Here is a 19,869-nt window from a genome sequence, read left to right as displayed (position 1 = left end):
AAAGCGCCGCCAACATATCCCTTCCATAACCTATTCAATTTTCAAAGAACCCCACCTAACCCACTGATCTTACTCAGTCTTCCAGGCAGTCACCGCGGCGTGTTCCGCTGCGGTGAACGGGCTTTTACGGAAACCAGGGGGGGTTGTCAAACACTTCCTCAAATCCCCCAAAACCCACGCCAGACATGGGCCACACCCGATTCCTCTCCCCCCACACAACCCAATCCAAACCAAAAAAGTCCAAAAAAAACGAAAAAACTCACACCACAGGAAATGACCCGCTCAAATGACCACCAGCGCGAACCGCCTCAACCCTCACCGCCAACCCCGTCCTGTCATCCGTCTCGACAATGGGAGGAAGAGGATGCAGAGAGCAGGTTGTCGTGAGCCGCTCCGCCACTGGGGAGTGCTGCCACTGCCTGCTTGATCGCCATATCATCGAACCAGCGCTCGTGGCGCGGGGGACAAGCGATACAGGCGCAAAACGCAAAAACGCCCCGCAGAGGCTGCGGGGCGTTTTCGTGAGCGAGGCTCAGAGCTTGTTGAAGCCGTCCTTGACGCTGTCGATGCCGTTATTGACGGCACTCTTGACGTCGCCCTTGGTCTTTTCGGCCTTGCCTTCGAGATTCTGGGCGGCACCTTCGGCTTCCAGCTTCTCGTTATGGGTCAGCTTGCCGGTTTCTTCCTTAATCGAGCCGACCACCTGCTTGACGGTGCCGCTGACCTTATCCGTGAATGAGCTCATGACGCTGTTCCTTCTCGCTGGGCCCTGCCCCTCGGTCATCCCTCCGGAAGATCGACCCTGATGTCGCCGCCGGGATGCCTGCGCAGGGCAGCACGGCCTTCTCAACGCGGCATCCGGAACAAAGTCGCATCGATCGCCCTGTTTCCAGACAAAACCCGTCTTTTTTTAATTCCCCGATCCCGTAATGTGAGCAAACCCTGACGCCCCAATCAAGAAAGATCCAGAATGGCCCCCTTCCTGTTTTTCGCCGTCGTCATTCTCTGGGGGCTCACCTGGTTTGCCATTCATCTCCAGATTGGTGGTACGACCGCCGATGTAGCTATTTTCTGGCGATTCGTCCTGTCAGCAACCCTGATCGGGGGCGGACTGGCGTTGACAGGCAAACTGCGCCTTCCGCCCAGACCGGCATGGCCCTGGATCGCAGGAATGGGCGTCTGTCTGTTCTCCTGCAACTTCCTTGGCATCTACAGTTCTGAACTCTATCTGCCGAGCGGTACCGTCTCGGTGGTGTTCAGCATGGCCACCCTGTTCAATACGCTCAATCTCTGGCTGTTCTTTCGCAAGACGCCCGATCTGCGCGTGCTGGCTGGCGGTATTCTGGGTGTCTGTGGCGTGGCCCTGCTTCTGGCCGGAGATATGGCGCATGAAAACTGGCATCTGATGCTTGCAGGCATGGGCTTTGCCCTTCTGGGCACCTTCCTGTTCTCCTGCGGCAACATGCTCTCGCGTCACCTCGCCCGGTTCGACATCAGTCTGACCAACACCATCTTCTGGGGCATGATCTGTGGCGCGACCTTGCTGGCGATCATCATCCCGCTGTCAGGGCATGGTTATGGTTTTCCGCTTACGGCACGCTGGCTGGGTGGCCTGCTCTATCTGGCTCTGTTCGGCTCAGTAGCGGGTTTTCTGTTCTATCTCGAACTGGTTCGTCGCATCGGTGCCGACAAGGCCGCCTATGCCACCATTCTCTCCCCCGTCATTGCGCTGGGCATGTCTGCCTTCTTCGAGCAGGTTCACTGGTCCATTCCCATGCTGGCAGGGCTGGTCCTGATCCTGCTTGGCAACGTGCTGGCATTCCTGCGCCGCAAGCCCCTGCCCCAACCCGTCGAGGTGGAGCAGGGTTGAGACCGGTTTGACAGAATGAGGGTCCGGTTTTCTGATGGTCGTCTGACACCCACCTTCGGGAGACGATCTGATGAAACCCGCCTCTGGCCAGACACCTGGCCTCGCCCTTCTGGAAAAAGAGGGCATTGCCTACACGCTGCACAGCCATGACTACGACCCCGATGCCAGTCGCAAGGGCCTGCAGGCAGCGGAGTCACTTGGTGTCGCACCGGAGCGCGTTTTCAAGACATTGATGGTCTGGGTGGATAAGGACAAACCCGCCTGCGCGGTTATCCGCTCGGACCATAAGCTGCACCTCAAGGCCGTTGCTGCGGCACTAGGCGGCAAATCGGCCGCCATGATGGCCCCGCCAGATGCCGAGCGCCTGACCGCCTACAAGACTGGTGGCATCAGCCCCTTCGGACAAAAAAAGCGCGTGCCGATCCTTCTGGACCGACACGCGCTTGAGCAGGAAACAATCTTCGTGAATGCAGGCCGCAGGGGGCTGCAATGCGAGATCGCCCCGGAACCGACCGCCGGCCATTTTGGCTGGACGGTTGCGGCCCTTGCAGAATGATCAGAACCCGGTGGAAAGCGTAACCATCGCCGAGAACGGCGGGTTGAGGTAGTAGGACGGCAGACCGCCGGAAGCGATCATGGTGCCATACACGCCCTTGGTCGGGTTTGCGTTGGTAGTGAAGCCATACACACCGTTGCGGAACTTGGCGCCCGTCAGGTTGGTCATGTTCAGCTGGATCTGTGGCGACTTCATGAAACCCTTGTTCTTGAAGCGATAGCCGATGCCCACCTGGTTGGTGACGTATTGCGGAACCGAGCTGTCATTCATGAAGCTGGCATATTGCTTGCCGACATAGATGACCTGACCTGAGAACCAGAAGCTGCCATCGTCATAATCAAGACCGAGTTTGGCCTGCTTGGAAGGTGAACGAATGGCGATCTTGCCTGCCGTTGGCAGCAGGTCGTTCCCGACGCGAATGTTGTTGTCGATGGTCGAGCGCAGATATTCAAACGTCGCATAGGGACGGAAATGATGCCATGCGCGCGTGCCGATCTGGATATCAACACCGCGCGTGGTCTGACCACCGGCATTGACCGTCTGGCTATAGCTCGCCCCCGACGCACCGTCATAATAATTGAGGGTCTGCTGGCGGTTGGTCAGGTTGTAGTTGAAGAGCGAAACCGAGCCGACAATCAGATCGCCGTTGTAGCGATAGCCCAGCTCTTCCTCGATCGTGTATTCAGGCTTGGACGACCCACCACGCTGCGTCTGCACACCTGAGGTATTGTAGTAATCGACCAGAGAGGTGTTGGACGGCGCCTTGAAGTTGGTACTGCCGGAAACATAGATCTGGTGATGCTTGTTGAAATTCCAACCGATTCCGATCTGCGGTAATGGCTCAGGCGTATGCAGATTGCGGTTATACTGCGTGCCGGGGGTGTAGTTGTACATACGGCGCGTCACCATCGCTTCCTTGAAGCCGACGACGATATTCAGGCGATCGTTGAAATACTTCATCGTGTCGCCAATGAAGATCATGTTGACCTGCGTGAGCGACAGGAAGTCGCGTGCGCGGAACGGCTGACCCGTAGTGGTCTTAATGGTGTCCGTCGTGCCCCAGATGTTGTTCGCCTCACCAGTCGACTGGTTCACGATGCCATAGGGCGAGTACTGGTAGAGATTGGCGTACTCGTACCACCAGCCCAGCGAGATATCGTGGTGATGATCGGGCTTGTAATGCAGCGAGATGGTATTGCCGGTGCGGAACTGCTCCTGGTTGGACGGGGCCAGCGCCAGGACGCTCTTGGCACCACCCAGATCGAGCTTGACGGCCTGGTTGCCCATATAGCTGGAGGCATTGATGACCGAAGCACCCGTGCCGTTGCCGATACCGTGCCAGAAATACAGCGAATCCTCGAGCGTCAGCTTGGGCGTGATGACGATGTGGGTCGGCAGGGCTGCAACCACGTTCTCGAACGGGTTGACGTGCAGCTTGTAATAATTGGCACCCGCTGCGGTCGGACCTGCATAATCCGTGGCGTAGTTGGTTGAATAACCGGTCGTGCGCCACTGGCTCAGATTCGGGGCCAGATAGAAATCGTTGGTCTGGTCGTTATAGGCCACGGTCAGACCGGTATGGCTTCCGTTGCGGAAGTCCTTCACCATCTTGAAATCGTAGTGGTACTTCTCGGCCTGGCCGGGGCCACGCCAGGTGTTGCCCTTGGTGTGACTGAACGCAAACATGGCGCGTACGCCGCTATTGCCGATATCACCGGAGTTCAGACGAATGAACTGACGGAACGTGTCGAACGAGCCGAAAGAGACATCCATCACCCCACCAAAATGATGCGTGGGGTTGCTCATAGTCATGGTTGTCATACCAGCAGAAGCACTGATGACCGGCGTGTCGATATTCACCGAGCCCGGCTGCATCGAAACGCTCTCAAGGTTTTCAGACTCGAGCACTTCGTTGGCATAGAACTGGCCGCCACCGATATCGTTAAGCGGCGCGCCGTCAAGCAGCCAGCCTACCTCAGTCGTGTCGAAGCCGCGCACGTTGGTTTGACCCGTGTAAAGCCCGAACGGGTCAGCCTGGGTGACATTCGCGGCAGGCATCATGGCAATGACCTGCTGCAGGTTCACGCTTGGCGCCAGTTTGGCAATGAAGTCATGCGTGATGGTCTGGACAGCCTTGGGGGCCGTCTCGACGCGCAGCAGACCACCACCCGGCTGACGGCTGCGGCTGCTACGGCCGGTGACTGCAATTTCTTCAGGCTGCGAGCGGGCCATGACAGGCTGAGGCGCCGGGCGCATGGCGGGGGCAACAGTACCCGCGGCCGGTGCCGTTGTAACAGACGAGGCTGCTACGGGCCTGGCTTTTGTCGTCCGGTGTGTGGACGCATGGTGCTTGTTACGGGTCGGCGCGGCGGTCGATACCTGGACGCTGCCTGCAAGGGCTGTGCCTGCAAGAAGCATCATAAGACAACGATGCGTGAAACTGGACGACATAGAGTGGCGTTTCCCTCGGCACTGGACAAAAAGGACGGGTTCTACTCGACATCAACAATATCGTTACGATATCGGACAGAAACCTACTTCCCGGCTACCAGTTACGTTGAGCAACAGCAACGAAAGCCGCGTGACAATTGCGCAGTCATGACAGAATCGTCACGCACTGTTACCCATCTGCATCATAGCATGCTTCCTAAAGCGTTCACGGGCTGCTAATCGCTCCGCATATCCTGCGATGGAGCCTTGCCCTGCCTGCTTTCCGCCCCGCCGACCGCGTGCCGCCCAGAAACCTCTGGAAGCCCGCGCTCACGATCATCGTTCTGGTGGGGCTGCTTGTGATCGCACGCGAATTTCAGGTGACACGCTCTGTGCTGGCCCTGATCGAGAGCTGGAAAAACAATCCTGCCGCGCCGGTGCTGTTTCTAATGATCGGCATCCCCTACAGCCTGTTCGGGCTACCGCGTCAGGCGCTCTGTCTCGCGGCCGGGCTGGTGTTCGGCGCGGTCATCGGCTTTGCCCTGTCCACCATTGCCTCGCTTACGGGCGCCCTGCTCGGCTTTATGTGGATGCGCCGTCTGGCCTCGCCCCAGATGCGTGAGCGCTGGCAGGCGCGATTCAGGGGGAGGCTGCAGCTCGTCGGGCATGTTCTGGCGCACTCGCCTTTTCAGGCTGTGCTGACCTTGCGGCTCCTGCCTGTGGGATCTGCCATCATGGTTACGGCGGCGGCTGGCCTCTATGGTGTACCGCTGGCGGCTTTCGGCTGGGCCACGTTGCTGGGCGCCATCCCCCAGAATCTGGTTTTCGTCCTGATCGGTGCCGGGGCGCAGCTGGGGCAGAATATCCAGATCGGTCTCGGATTGCTGCTTTTTGCCGGATCATCCTTTCTGGCCTGGTTCCTACTCGCCAGAGCGCGCCGAGAGGGCAGTGCCCTCGCCCAGTTAGCAGACAAGGCCGACCCCGATCAGCCTGTGTGATATGCCCCTACTTCGCACACGAAATTGACTCTGGGGAGGGAATTCTCGCGGGTGATATTTGCGGCAGGTCAAAAAAATCATTGAAAAACGGCCGGGCTGCGATATCTGACACCTCGTCGCCAGAGACTGGCCAAAAAACTGCCTTCTTAAAACCGCCTTCTCCCTGTTGCGCTTGATGAGCGTGACGCCCGGCCGAAACGGGGCATTCGTCCTTATCTCACAGCCCTTTATCCAGCAGGAGCGCCTCATGGCCTCTCCCGACGGGATCTCTCTTTCTGTTACCCCAACATCGGGGCGTCAGACCGACTCAACTCAGCCGCCTGTTGTCATGCCCAGCTGGCTTCCCCTGCTGCTCGGGTTTCTGACCGCGGTGGGCCCGGTCTCGACCGATATCTACCTGCCCGCCTTCCCTGCGCTCGAGAAGTCTCTGCATTCCCCGGCAGGAAGCGCTGGCATGACGCTCTCAGCGTGGATGGTGGGACTTGCCATCGGGCAGATCAGCATGGGGCCACTGGCGGATCGCTTCGGGCGGCGCATCCCGATGCTGCTTGGCATGATCGTCTATACGGCGGGCAGTGTCGGCTGCGCCATGGCGACCACCATGAGCGCGATGTGCTTCTTCCGGCTCATTGCGGCCATCGCTGCGTCGGCCAGTATCGTGATCCCGAGTGCCTGCGTGCGTGACGTTTCCACGGGAAACGAGGCCGCAAAGCTCATGTCGAAGCTCATTCTGATACAGGGAATTGTGCCCATTCTGGCCCCGATGCTGGGTGGCATCGCGCTCGACTACATCAGCTGGCGGGCCATTTTCTGGGTCTCGGCTGTCTATGGCGGCCTTTGTGTCCTGCTGCTGCTGCGTGCCTTTCCCGAGACGCTGCCGCCTGAAAGCCGGCGCGAACTGCGCCCCCTCTCCCTGCTGCATCGCTATCTTTCCATCGCCCGCGAGCGCTGCTTCATCACCAATGCCCTGGTCTGGGGGTTCTGCGGCTTCCTGTCCTTTACCTATCTCACAGCCGCGCCGACCGTGTTCGAGCATATCTTCGGTTTCACGCCTGCCCATTACGGCATGTTGTTCGGCCTGTTTGCCGTCTGCATGATCGGGTCGTCACAGATCAACGGAGCTCTGGTAGGGCGTGTCAGTTCATCGGCCATGCTGGGCTGGGCGCTGGCCATTTCGATTCTGGGAGCCATCGCGTTGCTGGTCGTGGTGATGCTGGCCGAGCAATATCCCGGCCCGACACATCATATCCGTCCTGTCATGCTCATTCCCATCGTGGGCTGCATGATGATCACGCTGGGCATGACCGGCATTATCGGCCCCAATGCGATGGTCGGCGCACTCAGCAACCAGTCGCAGTTTGCCGGGAGCGCCTCGGCATTTGCCGGCACCATGCAATATGCGCTGGGATCGCTTGCCAGCACGGCCATCGGCCTTCTGCCTGCCAACAGTCCGATGCCCATGGCGGCGCTCATGCTGTTTGCCGGGTTGATGATGGGCGTATTTGCCATATTGCGCCCCCACGGCCACAAGACGGTATCGTGAGCAGAACGACCGTGTGGCTAAATGCTGGAGAGTTATCGCATGTCCGATTCGCCTGTCCTTCTTGTCGAGGATGACGATTCTGTTGCCCTGATTGTCGAGACGATCCTCTCCACCCTTGGCAGGACAATCCTGCGGGCCGGCTCGGCCCAGCGGGCCATTGTGCTTGCAGGCTCTGATGCCCCCGGCCTGATCATTACCGATCTCAATCTGCCCGGTGACATGGGGGGCGATGCGCTATCCCTGTATCTGCGCAAGACTCAGCCCGCACTACCCGTGATCCTGATCTCGGGAGATTTCGATGATGATACTGCCCGCGATGATCTGGTGCCCGGCGCGGTGATCCTGCCCAAGCCTTTCCGGCGGGCTGCCTTGCTTGAGGCCATTGAAAAGGCCACGGCTCGCGCAGTCTGACATTTACTTTCGAGACCCGAACCGGCTAGATGCCGCGCCTTTTGATGATCTTGTAAAGCAGGGAAGAGAAGCAGGAACATGACCCAGACACCGATTCATGGCGATCAGCCCGAACTCGACCTCAAGAAATATATTCGCGAGATCCCGGATTTCCCCAAGCCCGGTATCCTGTTTTACGATATCTCCACCCTCATCCGTAACGCCGATGCCTGGCAGATCGCGACAGCCCGTCTGGCCCGCGCCATCGCACCGTGGCAGCCCGATCTGCTGGCCGGCATCGAGAGCCGTGGCTTCCTGACCGCGGCGCCTGTTGCCATGCGCCTTGGTTGCGGTTTCATCATGCTGCGCAAGCCGGGCAAGCTGCCGGGCAAGACCATTTCGCTGAAATACGGGCTGGAATACGGCCAGGACGAGCTGCATATCCAGGAAGACGCGATCAAGCCCGGTCAGCGCGTTGTGGTGCTGGACGATCTGCTCGCCACGGGTGGCACGCTCGCCGCCTCGATCCGCCTTCTGAAGAATGTCGGGGCCGAGGTTGTGGGCACATCGGTTCTGGTCGAGCTTGACGGTCTGGGCGGCCGTGAGAAGCTGGACGCCCCCCTCCATTCGCTTCTAACCTACCCGGCCTGAGGGCCAGCCCAAGGCCAGACAGCCGACGCGTATGACCCGTGGGGGACGCCTTGTCCCCCCGATACGTTCTGGCGGTCATGGCAGGCCCCGTTCTGATGGAGCCTCGTCATGACAGATCGCCTCTCCTCGCCCTGGCAGCAGCGTTACCGCTCGCCCCTCCCCGCATCACTCGAGACGTCGCAAAACGCGGCCCCCATCTGCCAGAGCGCCGTTCTCGACAGCCTTCTCTCCCATCGCTCGGTCAGAGCCTATCGGCCCGATGCCCTGCCAGAGGGCACACTGGAAGCCGCCATCGCGGCCGCCCAGTCCGCCGCAACGTCGAGCAACCTTCAATGCTGGAGCGTTATCGCCATTGAGTCGCCTGAGCGACGCGAGGTTTTCGCCCAGCTCTGCGGCAACCAGGCTCATATCGCCGCAGCGCCGCTTTTTCTCGTCTGGCTGGCTGATATCTCACGTCTGGAACGCCTCGCCACACAGGCAGGCCAGCCTGCCGAAGCACTCGACTATACCGAATCCTTCCTTATAGCGGCCATCGACGCAGCTCTTGCCGCGCAGAATGCCGTGGCCGCCCTCGAAGCAGCGGGTCTTGGAACTGTCTATATCGGTGGGTTGCGCAATCATCCGCTTGAGGTCGCAAAGGAGCTCGACCTGCCAAAGGGCTGCGTCGGGCTTTTTGGCCTGTGCGTGGGCTATGAAGATGAGACACGCCCCGCCAGCATCAAACCGCGCCTGCCCCAACGCGCCGTACTGCATCGAGACCGTTACGACACCAAGCAGGAAGCTGAAGCCATCGCCAGCTTCGATGCGGCTGACAACGCCTTCCAGCAGGAACAGTCACTGCCGCCTCGCCTCTGGTCCGAGGCCATGGTCAAACGCATCGTTTCACGTGAAGGCCTGCATGGCCGCGATACCCTGCTTGCCTCTCTCAAGGCCCTCGGTTTCCCGATGAAATAGGCTTGCGCCCAGCCGGACAGCTTTCCTCGCCTCTCAGGAAAGCTTCGGCTGGGTTGCGTCCGGTCTGGCACCGCTCAGGATGATATCGATGAACTGGACGGCCTGTTCCGGACGGTCGCCCGCAATCGTGCAGACACCATAAACCGCGCGTAGCATGTCTGTCGGGTCCACATCGTCACGCAGATCCCCCTGCGCGACACAGGCAGCAGCGAGTTTCTGCACGGTTTCGACAATGGGGCCGCCCGTGCGGGCGTAAAGTGCCGATGCGCCACCAGAGAGCGTATTGAAAACGGGTATCATGGTCTGCTTCGTGGCGGCATAGCCGACAAAAAGCCGCATCCATGCCCGCAAGGCCTCAAGCGGGGGATGAGCCGCACGAAGCGTATCGGCTGCGCCGAGCAACTGGTCACGCTCGTCTGCATAAACAGCCTCGATCAGGGCGGAACGATCGGCAAAGTGACGATAGAGCGTGCCGACACCCACACCCGCACGGGCTGCGATTTCGTCCATGCGTATATCAGTCTCACCGGTCACGAAGGCCTGGCGTGCAGCGGCCATCAAAGCCTGACGGCTCCGCTGCCCATCGGCGCGGGGGCGCCTTTGGCGGGGCGTCTCGCCCATGATCATTGTCCCCTTGTTAAACGGAATTTGATTCCGTATATGTAAAGCGGAGTATGCTTCCGTTTAGCGCGCGTCCTGTCGGCCGGCAAGATGTGCGCGCCTTATGCCCTGCGAGGCTGTTCATGTCTGCTCTTACTTCCTCTCCCGCTACACCGGCGATGACGCCGGACACCAAGTTCAATGCGCAATCCACCACCGATGATGTGCTTGCCGGCCTTTCCCTGGCTGGGAAACGTTATCTCGTCACCGGTGTTTCTGCCGGTCTTGGGGTCGAGACTGCCCGTGCCCTGGTGGCTCATGGTGCCGAGGTTATCGGCACGGCCCGTGATCTGGCCAAGGCAGCCAGGGCGACTGCCGGCATCGACCCGACACGCCTGCAGATCGAAAAACTTGCGCTCAATGATCTGGCAAGTGTCCGTGACTGCGCCGAACGCCTGTTGGCACAGGGCATGACATTCGATGCGATCATTGCCAATGCTGGCGTCATGGCCACACCGCAGGGTGTGACGAAGGACGGTTTTGAAACCCAGTTTGGCACGAACCATCTGGGTCATTTCGTCCTGGTAAACCGACTGATCCCGGTGGTCAGGCCCGGTGGACGCGTGGTCATGCTTTCCTCTGCGGGGCACCGCTACAGCGATGTCAATCTGGAGGATCCGGGGTTCCTGACAACAGACTATACGCCCTTCGGCGCTTACGGACGATCCAAGACAGCCAATATCCTGTTCGCAGTCGCGCTGGATGCCCGGCACAGGGCACGCGGCATACGGGCCGTTGCCATGCATCCGGGCGGAATCGCCACCGAACTGGTGCGCCACATGGCTGAAGGTGAGATCGAGGCCATGATCGAGCGCATCAATCAACAGGAGGCCGAGGCAGGTCGACCGCCTTTCCGCTTCAAGACCATTCCACAGGGGGCTGCCAGCGCTGTCTGGGCCGCGACCCGCGCGGAACCGTCAGAGATTGGTGGCCGCTATGGTGAGGATTGCGGCATCAGCGCGATTGTGCCGGATGACCAGCCGCTTGGGATCACCATTCCCGGCGTGCGGGCCTATGCGGTTGACCCCGAGCGGGCTGAGGCTCTCTGGGTCCTGAGCGAGAAAATGGTGAGGGAAACCTTTCCCACACCGTGATCAGCTCATTTGACAAACCATTCGGGTTGTTCTGGCGGCCCTTGTCGCATCCGGGCCGTCCTTGCATGAGAAATGCAGGTCGGCCCGGACAGAAGCCGCTTAGCGCAGGATCCCGGTATGGCCCACACTATAGCGACCCGGTTGTGGCCAGACGGTCAGGCCATGCGGCTCCGCCCCCACGGGGATTTTCTTCACATCGCCAGTCTCGGTGTTGATGGCATAGGCCACATCATCAAAACGGCCAGAGAGCCAGAGGAGCTTTCCATCGGCGCTGACATTGCCCATGTCGGGGCTGCCACCACCGGGAATCGGCCAGGTCTTGACCACCTTGTCTGTCGCGAAATCAATCACCGATACGCTGCCAGGGCTGCGACGCGGACCATGGATCTTGTGGGATCCGCGATTGGCCACATACATGAACTTGCCGTCACGGCTGGGGTATTCGCCATGCGTACCGGGGCCAGTCGGGATGAAGCCGGTTTCCTTGAAGCTGTCACCATCGACCACGAACACACCATCGGCGTGCATATCGGCAATGTAGAATTTGTGGCCGTTCGGGGCGGTCAGGATATCCTGCGGCATCCCACCCTTTGACAGTTTGAGATACCCAATCAGGCTGCGATTGACCGTATCGATCTTGGCCAGATAGCCGCCGAACTCGCAGGTGAAAATGGCATAGCGGCCATCGATCGAGAAATCGGCGTGGTTGATGCCCTTGCACTGTGGCGCCTCAACCGAACCGATAAGCGCCATGGTATGCGGGTCACGGAAATCCAGACGCTCGTGCGCTTCAGCCACCACAATGGCGTATTTGCCATCCGGGGTGAAATACATGTTGTAGGGGTCGTCCACCGTCACGGCAGGACCGGGCTTGCCCGTGCGCGGATCGATCGGGGTCAGGCTGCCATCATTGCTGCCCTCGGCGTTATTGGTGACCCATAATGTCCGCAGATCCCAGCTGGGCACCACATGCTGCGGGCTGCGACCGACCTTGAAGGTATCGACCACCTTGAACGTTGCGGGATCGATGACCGAGACGCTGTTGCCGCGCAGATTGGGCACATACACCCGCGCCAGATCATCCTTGATGGCGGGAGAGATCTTGCCCGAAATCGTCTCGCTATAGATGTTTTTTGGGTCGATAACCGCAGGCATGCCGGGAATTGTCTGCACGGCACCGGCAACCGGGGTGGTTGTGCTGGCGGGCGTCGTGCTGGCCGGGGTAGCGCCAGACGCAGGCGCAGGAGCCGGGGCTTGTGAGGTCACACCCGAAGCAGCCGATGATGCTGTTGCCGGTACGGACGCCGCCTGTGCCGGAGCTGCAGGGGTTTCCTGCGCACGTGTCGCCTGGGCGGTGGCCAATGACAGGCCGAGCAGCGAGACGATGAACGCGTGATGTGAGAACTTCATAGATGCTCCTTGATAACGGTTCTGCTTAGCGTGACGCGCCGAGGGCATCGAGCGCCGCCTGAACCTGAATCGCTGTTCCGATCTGCCCCAGCGCCACAGTCGCCGGGCGCGGGTCGCCGCCATAAACGCCCTGTGCGCTGTCTGGCAGCGCAGCACTGTGCAACGCCTGCTCACGCACCATCGTCGGATCGATAGCCAGCATGAGCGCCGTATCGCTCAGATCCGCATGTTTGCCCAAGTCCTTGCCATATCCCTTTTGCCTCAGGACCTCGGCATAGCGTGTGCCGATACTGTCATAATAGGCCGTGAGGTAGACGGCCTCGCCCTGGCCACGCCACTTATTGTTCAGCTTGTCCACCGCCGCCTTGAGATAGGACAAATACCCGCCGTGGTCGGCAATAAACACAACACGCCTGAAACCCTGGACATGAAAGCTGTCCCCCGCTCCCATGATCAGCCCCTCAAACACAGCAGGCGGGATCGAGATCGTCCCGGCAAAACGCATGTGGGAGGTGCGGGGGGAGGTTCCGCCTTCGGGAACATAGGCAATGACCGGCGCGACAAGCGTATGGCCCAGCCGGGCGGCAATGCGTTCCGCCTGCACTTCGGCCCGCACATTGTGCTTGCCGACGGCAATATAGGGGCCGCTTTGCTCGGTTCCCCCTACGGGTACGATGATCGTATCTGTCCCGGACTGGATACGGGACTGGATTTCGGTCCAGGTCAGCCTTGCAAAGGATACCGTTTCGGCATGACCCGCCGACGGACGGATGAGGCAGGTCAGCGCCGAGGCAACCAACAGACAGGCCGCACGCCTGACATCGGGAATAAAAGCCAAACCGAGATCTTTCACCGGAAAACTTGACACACGAAACGCCTTGCCCTTCGTCTGCCGGGCCTGAGCGGATCAGGTTTTAACATAGCTGGCGCGGTGCGCCAGAGAGGCGCGCCAAAAGACCGATGCCTGGGCGCGGTGCCCCTCCTTGCCGCTATATCCCGCGTCATTCCGCGACCAGACCTTGCTGCTGCCCCACCAATGCTGTGCCCCCGCTAGAGGCAGACCGCATGACGCAGCACAGGGAGCAAAACCAGCCACTTCGGGCGCTGTCATGTTGCAGAGTTTTGCCAGCACTGTAAAACCTGCTGGCTCCCACACAGTCCCGCTTTCACGCCTTCACTTCAGGATACCATTTTCATGGCGCTCGACCCCGTTGGCCTCAACGCCCTTCTGGCCCCCGAACCCATCGACAGTGTTGCCCATGTCATTCAGGTCGCTCTGACACCGGTTTTCATGCTGTCAGGCGTCGCCTCGCTGTTGACCCTGTTCAATACGCGTCTGGCACGGGTTTCGGACCATGTGGAGGAAGTCGCCCATCGCCTGCAGGACGACCATGAGGGCGACCCGGATGAGACAGCACGGTTGAAGCGGCACCAGCGTCGATTACGCCGACGGGTCTTTGCTCTGGATTGCGCCATCATGCTGGGTGGGGTTGGCGGGGCCTCCACCTGCGGCGCGGCACTGGCCCTGTTTCTGGGCAGTCTGCATAACAGCCAAACAGTGGCCTGGCTGATCTTCCTGTTCGGAGGTGCGCTGTTCTGTACGGTCGGAGCGCTATCGTCCTTTCTGGTGGATACACTTCTGGCCTGGCATGGCCTGAAAAGAGATGGAGCCCTTCCCAAGCCCGTAACCACCATCAAAGCAACAAGATAGGCCTTGGGATACCTTGACGGGATATTTTATTTCGCCAAATACCCGGAGGTAAAATCCAAATAGAAAACGAAGTCGTTCCATGCGTTTATTGCATTGCTGGAACGCGTTTTGAGCGATTGCTTCGGACCGGTTTTGGGCGCTCTTACCGCGCCCACACACCAGATACCTTAGGAATAGCTTATGTTCACTGTTGAAATCCTCAACCTCGTCTCGCATCCGCTCAGCGCTCTGAGCGCCCTGACGATGGTCTCTTTCATTCCCGTTATTGGCGCTCTTCTGGTTGCCACGATCGCAGCTGATCGTACAGCCTGATTTAACGCCATATATGCTCGTGAATACTTGAAGAAGAGATCAATCACCCGTTTGGGCATCATCCCGTCTTCAAGAAATTCATCGCTATTGCTTGCTCCCCGCCCTCAACGGCGGGTCGGTGCAAACAATCCCAGATCCAGCTTGTGACCATTGGAATAGTTGAGCCCGGTAACGCGGCCATATTCCGTCAGGGCAACGCCCTGCCCGTCCAGCGCTGAGCGAAGTGCCGTCTCGTCCTTGCGATCGACCAGCACCAGAGAACACGACATGTTAGCTGTGAGATACCGTGCGGCATCGGGCACGCCGAGCAGCTTCGTGTTCGATCCGGCCAGAAACGCCAGACTGGGCTCCGAATAGGATACCGAGACGAGCGTACTATCCTCACAAGGCTTGTAATCCTCGTAAAGCGCCGCGGCGCGGGGCGCGAGCTGCAACAGGCCAAGATTGGGTATGACCGTGAGGAAGATGCCGGCATGAATTACAACAGCCGCGCTGATCATGACCCAGGCCGCCTGAAGGCGTCGCGCTTTCCACAAAAGCCAGAACCCGTAAACCACCAGAGGCAGAGCGCCTGCCACGGCAATCGACGCGCCAATATCGAAGCGATGCTCGCTCTGCCATAGCAAAGCGAGTCCAGCCACGGCAAAGACCAGAGCCAGTGCGCCCCAGAGCAGACCATAGACCCCCATCAGCCCCCGTGCCCACAAGGCAGAGGGTCGACGCAGCGGCCACCTGACCAGAGTTGCCGCTACCAGAATGGCAATCGCGGGGTAGGTGGGCAGAACATAATGCGGCAGCTTGGTCGCAATCGCTTCGAAAACCAGCCAATGGGGGACAATCCAGCACAGCAGAAAGCGCACGGCTGGCTCGCGGTGACGCGCCCAGATGGCAGGCAGACCCAGCACCAGAAAGAGCGAGCCAGGCCAGAAGGCGAGCAGGAACACGACAACATGAAAGCCCGGCGGCAGGCCATGCGCCTGCTGCCCGTGTCCAATCTTGCCAAGGAAATTGGTTCCGACTGCGCGTGAGAAGAAGGCACCGTGGCTGACCACGCCAATCGCGATGCACCAGGGCAGCACGACAGCCAGAGTGACCAGCCAGCCCCATGAAGGGCGCAAACGCCGAAACCAGCTCGCCTGCTTTTCAATCACCCGCAGGGCCAACGGTGTAGCAAGCCCGGGGATGAGAACGACCGGCCCCTTGAGCATGAGCCCACAACCCAACGCGCCCCAATACAGAAGCGCGATGGTGACCGGCGTTTCGCGATTGCGCTGGGCGTCGAGATAAGCGCGCAGCAAGGCCGTCTCGACTAGCAGGATATCAAGCAGCAAGACGGTGTCGATGGTCGCCATCCGCCCTTCGGCTGTCAGCAACGTCGAGACCGCCAGCAGGGCCGCGGCCACGAGGCCGGTCATCCCGCTAAAAAGCAGAGCCCCCAGATAGGCTGTCAGAGTCACTGCCGATACAGCAGCAATCAGGCTCGGGATTCGATAGGGCCAGGCAACATGGCGGTCATGAGGACCGCCAAAAAGTTTCTGCGCCGTCGCTTCCAGCCAGTAAATTCCAGCAGGCTGCAGATAGCGGGGCTGATCGAGAAAACGGACATCGATGAAATTGCCGCTCTCAAGCATCTGCGCCGACGCTTCCATATAGCGCGGCTCATCGCGATCAAGCGGCACGAGGCTCATGCGCCCAGGCAGGAAAATTGCCAGCGTCAGCAGCGCTACGCCAAGGTAATGGCGCCAGGTCAGAGTCATGAGAGCCCTCAGCGTTCGGTTACGCGGCCCGGCAGTCTCGTACGATTGAGCAGCCACATGACACCCAGAAGATCACGGATGCCGACGAGCGCGCGATTGAGATTGGTATATTTGGACTGGCCGTGCAGACGCGCCCGGTGGCGGGTCTCGACACAGATCAGCTTTGCCCCGTAGCACCCTAGAAGGGCAGGCAGAAAGCGATGCACACCCTCGAACTGCGGAATACGCAGGAAGGTATCACGCGCGAACAGCTTCATGGGGGCGCCCGTATCGGGGCAACCATCATTGAGAAGTCGACGACGCAGCCCGTTGGCCAGTCGCGTGGCAATTACGCGTGAAAGACGGTCATTACGCTTGAGGCGTACGCCCACAACCAGAGGTTCGCCTTCGGTAAAGGCTTCGGCGCGTTTGAGCATGTCGATAATGACTGCGGGATCATCCTGACCGTCGCCATCCAGCGTGGCAATCCAGCGTCCCTGGGCCGCCTCGATGCCGGTACGCAACGCCGCAGACTTGCCCCGGCACCGATCATGGCTCAGCAGGCGTAGGGCAGGAAGGAGGCTGTCACGGGCAGAGAGGAGTTGGGGCACCGTCGCATCGCGGCTGCCATCATCGACGAAGATGATTTCGATATCCGGCGCGTTCTCGAACACATTCGCGAGCTCCTCGCAAACGGGGCGGATATTCTCGGCCTCATTCAGAACGGCGATAACAATGGAGAGACGAATGGTCATGGCAGAAACCGCCTATGAATTGTCCGGGCCATGAAGCCCGGACAGATGATCAGGCCGCGTTCTGGTTGCGCGATCCGGCTTCGTTGGAAGCCTTCAAAGCCTGTGGCAGATCACTGATGCCACGGTCAAGCAGGGCTGAGGCACCTGCCTGCTCGGCAGTAAGATGCTGTGTCAGCAGGCTGCGTGTCGCCTGAATGGCTGCATCGGCTGCCATTTCACGCACTTCGCGAATAGCTGCGCGCTCGGAAGCGGCAATACGATCACGAGCCATCTGCTCGCGACGGGCTGCCACGGCTTCTGCCTCGCGGCGGGCGTTCTCGGCAATGCTGGCCGCCTCGGCGCGTGAACGCTCGATCAGGGCACGGGATTCGGCCAGAGCCTGCTCACGCTCACGCGTGGCATCTTCAAGCATCTTCTCGGCCTCACGGCGCAGGCGGCTTGCCTCGTCCAGATTGCTGCGCACCTGATCGGCACGCGCGTCGAGAACGGCTGCAATGGCCGCCCAGAGCTTGCGTCCGAAGAACAGGAAGAACAGGACGAAGGAAATAGCGACATAGAAACGCTGATCATGAAACATCGCGTGCTCTCCTCAGCCCTTGCTGACCGCAAGCCCGGCATGGACCGCGTCCTGCACCTGAGCCCTGGAAACCGCATTTTCCAGACCTGCGGGACGCAGCAGCTTCTCGATCAGGCTATGAGCCGTTTCGGTAGCGACTGTCGGCAGGCTGGCAAGCGCTTCGGCACGGGCAGAAGCAATGCGCTTTTCAGCTTCGACAATATCGGCATGGAGCCGATGGTTCATTTCGTGGGTCTGTGCCTCGGCAGCCATACGGGCTTCGTGAACGACCCGATCGATATTGGCCTGCGCCTGTGCGGCCGCATCATGGCGGGCGCGACGCAGCTCGTCAACGGCGCGGTCAGCGTCGTCACGGGCACGGCGGGCAATATCGAGATCGCCCTCGATCCGGTTGCGTCGATGGGTCAGAACCCCTTCGATGCGCGGCAGGGCCGAGCGGCTCAGAATGACGTAGAAAACCGCGAAGATGACAGCGCCCCAGACCACCTGCCCGATAAGCAGGGGGTTGGAGAAGTCAAGCTGCGGCATGCCAACGGCCCAGGCCCGTCCCGGCACAGTGCCGAGCGCAAGCACGACGGCAAGCGTGGCAGCGAGATTTCGAGACGGAAGGCGCATGACTGTTACCCCTGCCTCTGGATCAGACGAAGAGGATCAGGAAGGCGATGAGGAGAGCGAAAAGCGCAACGGCTTCCGTCAGCGCGAAGCCGAGCATGCCGAGGCCGAACACGTGCGGGCGTGCAGCCGGGTTGCGGGCGATCGAGCTCACCAGCGTCGAGAAGATGTTGCCGAGGCCGATGCCGACACCGGCAAGAGCGATAACAGCAATACCGGCGCCAATTTCGCGAGCAGCAGAGACGTCCATGAGTCAGGTTCCTTGGTTACGACGATACAACAGTTGAGCGTGGGTCGCGGCGTGCACTCAGTGCGCCACAGCCTCACGCAGATAAATGCAGGTGAGGATGGCGAACACATAAGCCTGCAGAACGCCCACCAGCAATTCCAGAGCCGTCAGTGCGACGTTGATGACGACAGGCGCCACAGCCAGCACCGACCCGAAGGCTCCAAGACCCGCCAGCATCAGGGTAAAGCCAGCGAAAACTTCGAGCAGAACGTGACCAGCCATCATGTTGGCGAAAAGTCGGATCGACAGGCTGACAGGTCGCGAAAGAAAGGAGAGGATCTCGATCGGCACCAGAAGCGGCGCAAGAAAAACCGGGGCGCCATCGGGCATGAAATGCGCGAAGAACTTGAAGCCCTGATGCTTCAGCGAAGCGAGAATCGACACCACGAAGACCAGCAGGGCCAGCGACACGGTCACGGCAATATGGCTGGTAAAGGTGAAGCAATACGGGATCAGGCCAAGATAGTTACCGGCCAGAATGAAGAAGAACAGAGCAAACACGAACGGGAAGAAGGCGGTGCCTTCCTTGCCGATGGTTTCGATCGCCATATTGTGGATGAAGTCATAGCCCAGCTCGGCCGCTGCCTGCAGACGGCCGGGAACGACAGCCGCCGGACGCATGCCGATATACAGGAAGGCCAGAACAAGGATGACAGCCACCAGCATGAAAGCCGGAGACTGACTGAAGCGCAGTGCTTCGCCAATCTGCCCGAGAACAGGATGAAGCTCGAACTGGCCGAGCGCGTCAATCGTTGATCCGGCGGCCAAGCTGCCTCTCCCGCTTACGATGCAGACTTCCAGGCCTATGCCGGAAATCCATGAAACCCACAGTAAAGAGCGTACCTTGCGGCATCACCCCATCAGACGTTGGCGTTTTTCACCGCACGCCAGACATTCAGCATTCCTGCTGCACCGCCGACGAGCGAGAACAGGATCAGGAACAACGGTCTGATACTGCACAGGCGGTCAAGCCCATAGCCCAGAGCCACACCAACAACCAGAGCGGCGACCATTTCGGTCCCGATTCTCATTGCCAGCCCGAATGCCGAATAATCGGCATCGCTTTCATTCCCTGTGGAAACCGAGTCCGACTTACCGCTTTTACCGCGCATCCGGAGTTCTGCATCGGCCAGCCTCTTGTTGAAGCTGTCGGCGCCTTGCTCCGCCTGCGAGGAAACGTTTCGGTCGTCCAGTGCGCCCACGATTCCATACCTCGCTTTTCTCCCCTGTGCGGGGAGTCCTTGGTGCGCGTCTGCTACCCATGTCGACGTGTCGTGTCAACGCCTCGTAACTGCAGGACAATGATTTCTTGGCCCTGTCA

The 19,869-nt window shown here is 60.0% G+C and carries 22 protein-coding genes; 10 read left to right on the top strand and 12 right to left on the bottom strand.

Annotated features, from left to right (window positions below; genetic code table 11):
* Positions 1-532: 532 nt before the first annotated feature.
* The gene (locus tag ACWNRM_RS09060; protein WP_023977862.1) at positions 533-745 is read right to left on the bottom strand and encodes a CsbD family protein; all 213 of its coding nucleotides are present in this window, start codon (positions 743-745) and stop codon (positions 533-535) included.
* Positions 746-970: 225 nt separating this feature from the next.
* Here ACWNRM_RS09060 and ACWNRM_RS09055 point away from each other — a divergent pair, with 225 nt between their 5' ends.
* A complete protein-coding gene (locus ACWNRM_RS09055; protein WP_485170349.1) occupies positions 971-1,870 on the top strand; it encodes a DMT family transporter in 900 nt (299 codons plus the stop codon).
* 70 nt (positions 1,871-1,940) lie between these two features.
* Positions 1,941-2,426: a Cys-tRNA(Pro) deacylase gene (ybaK, locus tag ACWNRM_RS09050; RefSeq protein ID WP_485170350.1), complete on the top strand. Its 486-nt coding sequence runs from the start codon at positions 1,941-1,943 to the stop codon at positions 2,424-2,426.
* On the opposite strand, the gene ACWNRM_RS09045 is transcribed toward ybaK, so the two are convergent.
* A complete protein-coding gene (locus tag ACWNRM_RS09045; RefSeq protein ID WP_485170351.1) occupies positions 2,427-4,877 on the bottom strand; it encodes a TonB-dependent receptor in 2,451 nt (816 codons plus the stop codon).
* A 278-nt stretch (positions 4,878-5,155) separates the two neighbouring features.
* Here ACWNRM_RS09045 and ACWNRM_RS09040 point away from each other — a divergent pair, with 278 nt between their 5' ends.
* From ACWNRM_RS09040 to ACWNRM_RS09020, 5 genes are all read left to right on the top strand, one after another.
* The gene (locus ACWNRM_RS09040; protein WP_485170352.1) at positions 5,156-5,854 is read left to right on the top strand and encodes a TVP38/TMEM64 family protein; all 699 of its coding nucleotides are present in this window, start codon (positions 5,156-5,158) and stop codon (positions 5,852-5,854) included.
* Between the two features lie 247 nt (positions 5,855-6,101).
* Entirely contained in the window at positions 6,102-7,397 is a 1,296-nt protein-coding gene (locus tag ACWNRM_RS09035) for a multidrug effflux MFS transporter (protein WP_485170353.1), read from the top strand.
* A gap of 39 nt (positions 7,398-7,436) precedes the next feature.
* A complete protein-coding gene (locus ACWNRM_RS09030) occupies positions 7,437-7,808 on the top strand; it encodes a response regulator (protein ID WP_485170354.1) in 372 nt (123 codons plus the stop codon).
* A 78-nt stretch (positions 7,809-7,886) separates the two neighbouring features.
* A complete protein-coding gene (locus ACWNRM_RS09025; protein WP_062163981.1) occupies positions 7,887-8,438 on the top strand; it encodes an adenine phosphoribosyltransferase in 552 nt (183 codons plus the stop codon).
* Positions 8,439-8,546: 108 nt separating this feature from the next.
* Entirely contained in the window at positions 8,547-9,392 is an 846-nt protein-coding gene (locus ACWNRM_RS09020) for a nitroreductase family protein (RefSeq protein ID WP_485170355.1), read from the top strand.
* A gap of 33 nt (positions 9,393-9,425) precedes the next feature.
* Here ACWNRM_RS09020 and ACWNRM_RS09015 read toward each other — a convergent pair whose 3' ends face one another.
* Positions 9,426-10,013, bottom strand: coding sequence for a TetR/AcrR family transcriptional regulator (locus ACWNRM_RS09015; RefSeq protein WP_485170356.1), 588 nt, complete (start codon positions 10,011-10,013; stop codon positions 9,426-9,428).
* A 122-nt stretch (positions 10,014-10,135) separates the two neighbouring features.
* On the opposite strand from ACWNRM_RS09015, the gene ACWNRM_RS09010 reads away from it, so the two are divergent.
* Complete coding sequence (locus ACWNRM_RS09010) at positions 10,136-11,146, top strand: SDR family NAD(P)-dependent oxidoreductase (protein WP_485170357.1); 1,011 nt, start codon at positions 10,136-10,138, stop codon at positions 11,144-11,146.
* A gap of 99 nt (positions 11,147-11,245) precedes the next feature.
* Here the strand turns inward: ACWNRM_RS09010 and ACWNRM_RS09005 are convergent, their stop codons facing one another.
* Positions 11,246-12,556, bottom strand: a complete 1,311-nt coding sequence (locus ACWNRM_RS09005; protein WP_485170358.1) for a YncE family protein — start codon at positions 12,554-12,556, stop codon at positions 11,246-11,248.
* Positions 12,557-12,581: 25 nt separating this feature from the next.
* The gene (locus ACWNRM_RS09000) at positions 12,582-13,394 is read right to left on the bottom strand and encodes a creatininase family protein (RefSeq protein ID WP_485170359.1); all 813 of its coding nucleotides are present in this window, start codon (positions 13,392-13,394) and stop codon (positions 12,582-12,584) included.
* A 357-nt stretch (positions 13,395-13,751) separates the two neighbouring features.
* Here ACWNRM_RS09000 and ACWNRM_RS08995 point away from each other — a divergent pair, with 357 nt between their 5' ends.
* Both ACWNRM_RS08995 and ACWNRM_RS08990 read left to right on the top strand, forming a co-directional pair.
* A complete protein-coding gene (locus ACWNRM_RS08995) occupies positions 13,752-14,267 on the top strand; it encodes a DUF2721 domain-containing protein (RefSeq protein ID WP_485170361.1) in 516 nt (171 codons plus the stop codon).
* Positions 14,268-14,447: 180 nt separating this feature from the next.
* Positions 14,448-14,579, top strand: a complete 132-nt coding sequence (locus ACWNRM_RS08990; protein ID WP_023977846.1) for a hypothetical protein — start codon at positions 14,448-14,450, stop codon at positions 14,577-14,579.
* Between the two features lie 104 nt (positions 14,580-14,683).
* On the opposite strand, the gene ACWNRM_RS08985 is transcribed toward ACWNRM_RS08990, so the two are convergent.
* From ACWNRM_RS08985 to ACWNRM_RS08955, 7 genes are all read right to left on the bottom strand, one after another.
* Positions 14,684-16,336: an ArnT family glycosyltransferase gene (locus tag ACWNRM_RS08985; RefSeq protein ID WP_485170362.1), complete on the bottom strand. Its 1,653-nt coding sequence runs from the start codon at positions 16,334-16,336 to the stop codon at positions 14,684-14,686.
* An 8-nt stretch (positions 16,337-16,344) separates the two neighbouring features.
* Positions 16,345-17,070, bottom strand: a complete 726-nt coding sequence (locus ACWNRM_RS08980; RefSeq protein WP_485170363.1) for a glycosyltransferase — start codon at positions 17,068-17,070, stop codon at positions 16,345-16,347.
* A gap of 49 nt (positions 17,071-17,119) precedes the next feature.
* On the bottom strand, positions 17,120-17,647 hold the full coding sequence (locus ACWNRM_RS08975) for a F0F1 ATP synthase subunit B (RefSeq protein ID WP_062163973.1): 528 nt from the start codon (positions 17,645-17,647) through the stop codon (positions 17,120-17,122).
* A 12-nt stretch (positions 17,648-17,659) separates the two neighbouring features.
* Positions 17,660-18,262, bottom strand: coding sequence for a F0F1 ATP synthase subunit B family protein (locus ACWNRM_RS08970; RefSeq protein ID WP_485170364.1), 603 nt, complete (start codon positions 18,260-18,262; stop codon positions 17,660-17,662).
* Between the two features lie 22 nt (positions 18,263-18,284).
* Positions 18,285-18,509 (bottom strand): ATP synthase subunit C family protein, encoded by a 225-nt coding sequence (locus tag ACWNRM_RS08965; protein WP_023977841.1) that lies wholly within the window; start codon positions 18,507-18,509, stop codon positions 18,285-18,287.
* Between the two features lie 57 nt (positions 18,510-18,566).
* Positions 18,567-19,316 (bottom strand): F0F1 ATP synthase subunit A, encoded by a 750-nt coding sequence (locus tag ACWNRM_RS08960; protein ID WP_485170365.1) that lies wholly within the window; start codon positions 19,314-19,316, stop codon positions 18,567-18,569.
* 92 nt (positions 19,317-19,408) lie between these two features.
* On the bottom strand, positions 19,409-19,750 hold the full coding sequence (locus ACWNRM_RS08955) for an AtpZ/AtpI family protein (RefSeq protein ID WP_485170366.1): 342 nt from the start codon (positions 19,748-19,750) through the stop codon (positions 19,409-19,411).
* Between the last annotated feature and the right edge of the window lie 119 nt (positions 19,751-19,869).

This window comes from Asaia sp. A2 (genome assembly GCF_057319415.1).
This window is presented reverse-complemented; position numbering and strand designations above follow the sequence as displayed.

What these genes read in the sequence shown, in the direction of transcription:
- ACWNRM_RS09055 (WP_485170349.1), top strand. Translation starts at nt 971, where the DNA reads ATGGCCCCCTTCCTGTTTTTCGCCGTCGTCATTCTCTGGGGGCTCACC.
- ACWNRM_RS09060 (WP_023977862.1), bottom strand. Translation starts at nt 745, where the DNA reads ATGAGCTCATTCACGGATAAGGTCAGCGGCACCGTCAAGCAGGTGGTC.
- ybaK (WP_485170350.1), top strand. Translation starts at nt 1,941, where the DNA reads ATGAAACCCGCCTCTGGCCAGACACCTGGCCTCGCCCTTCTGGAAAAA.
- ACWNRM_RS08975 (WP_062163973.1), bottom strand. Translation starts at nt 17,647, where the DNA reads ATGTTTCATGATCAGCGTTTCTATGTCGCTATTTCCTTCGTCCTGTTC.
- ACWNRM_RS09045 (WP_485170351.1), bottom strand. Translation starts at nt 4,877, where the DNA reads ATGTCGTCCAGTTTCACGCATCGTTGTCTTATGATGCTTCTTGCAGGC.
- ACWNRM_RS09005 (WP_485170358.1), bottom strand. Translation starts at nt 12,556, where the DNA reads ATGAAGTTCTCACATCACGCGTTCATCGTCTCGCTGCTCGGCCTGTCA.
- ACWNRM_RS09025 (WP_062163981.1), top strand. Translation starts at nt 7,887, where the DNA reads ATGACCCAGACACCGATTCATGGCGATCAGCCCGAACTCGACCTCAAG.
- ACWNRM_RS09020 (WP_485170355.1), top strand. Translation starts at nt 8,547, where the DNA reads ATGACAGATCGCCTCTCCTCGCCCTGGCAGCAGCGTTACCGCTCGCCC.
- ACWNRM_RS08965 (WP_023977841.1), bottom strand. Translation starts at nt 18,509, where the DNA reads ATGGACGTCTCTGCTGCTCGCGAAATTGGCGCCGGTATTGCTGTTATC.
- ACWNRM_RS09030 (WP_485170354.1), top strand. Translation starts at nt 7,437, where the DNA reads ATGTCCGATTCGCCTGTCCTTCTTGTCGAGGATGACGATTCTGTTGCC.
- ACWNRM_RS09010 (WP_485170357.1), top strand. Translation starts at nt 10,136, where the DNA reads ATGTCTGCTCTTACTTCCTCTCCCGCTACACCGGCGATGACGCCGGAC.
- ACWNRM_RS09015 (WP_485170356.1), bottom strand. Translation starts at nt 10,013, where the DNA reads ATGGGCGAGACGCCCCGCCAAAGGCGCCCCCGCGCCGATGGGCAGCGG.
- ACWNRM_RS09035 (WP_485170353.1), top strand. Translation starts at nt 6,102, where the DNA reads ATGGCCTCTCCCGACGGGATCTCTCTTTCTGTTACCCCAACATCGGGG.
- ACWNRM_RS08995 (WP_485170361.1), top strand. Translation starts at nt 13,752, where the DNA reads ATGGCGCTCGACCCCGTTGGCCTCAACGCCCTTCTGGCCCCCGAACCC.
- ACWNRM_RS08980 (WP_485170363.1), bottom strand. Translation starts at nt 17,070, where the DNA reads ATGACCATTCGTCTCTCCATTGTTATCGCCGTTCTGAATGAGGCCGAG.
- ACWNRM_RS08990 (WP_023977846.1), top strand. Translation starts at nt 14,448, where the DNA reads ATGTTCACTGTTGAAATCCTCAACCTCGTCTCGCATCCGCTCAGCGCT.
- ACWNRM_RS08970 (WP_485170364.1), bottom strand. Translation starts at nt 18,262, where the DNA reads ATGCGCCTTCCGTCTCGAAATCTCGCTGCCACGCTTGCCGTCGTGCTT.
- ACWNRM_RS08985 (WP_485170362.1), bottom strand. Translation starts at nt 16,336, where the DNA reads ATGACTCTGACCTGGCGCCATTACCTTGGCGTAGCGCTGCTGACGCTG.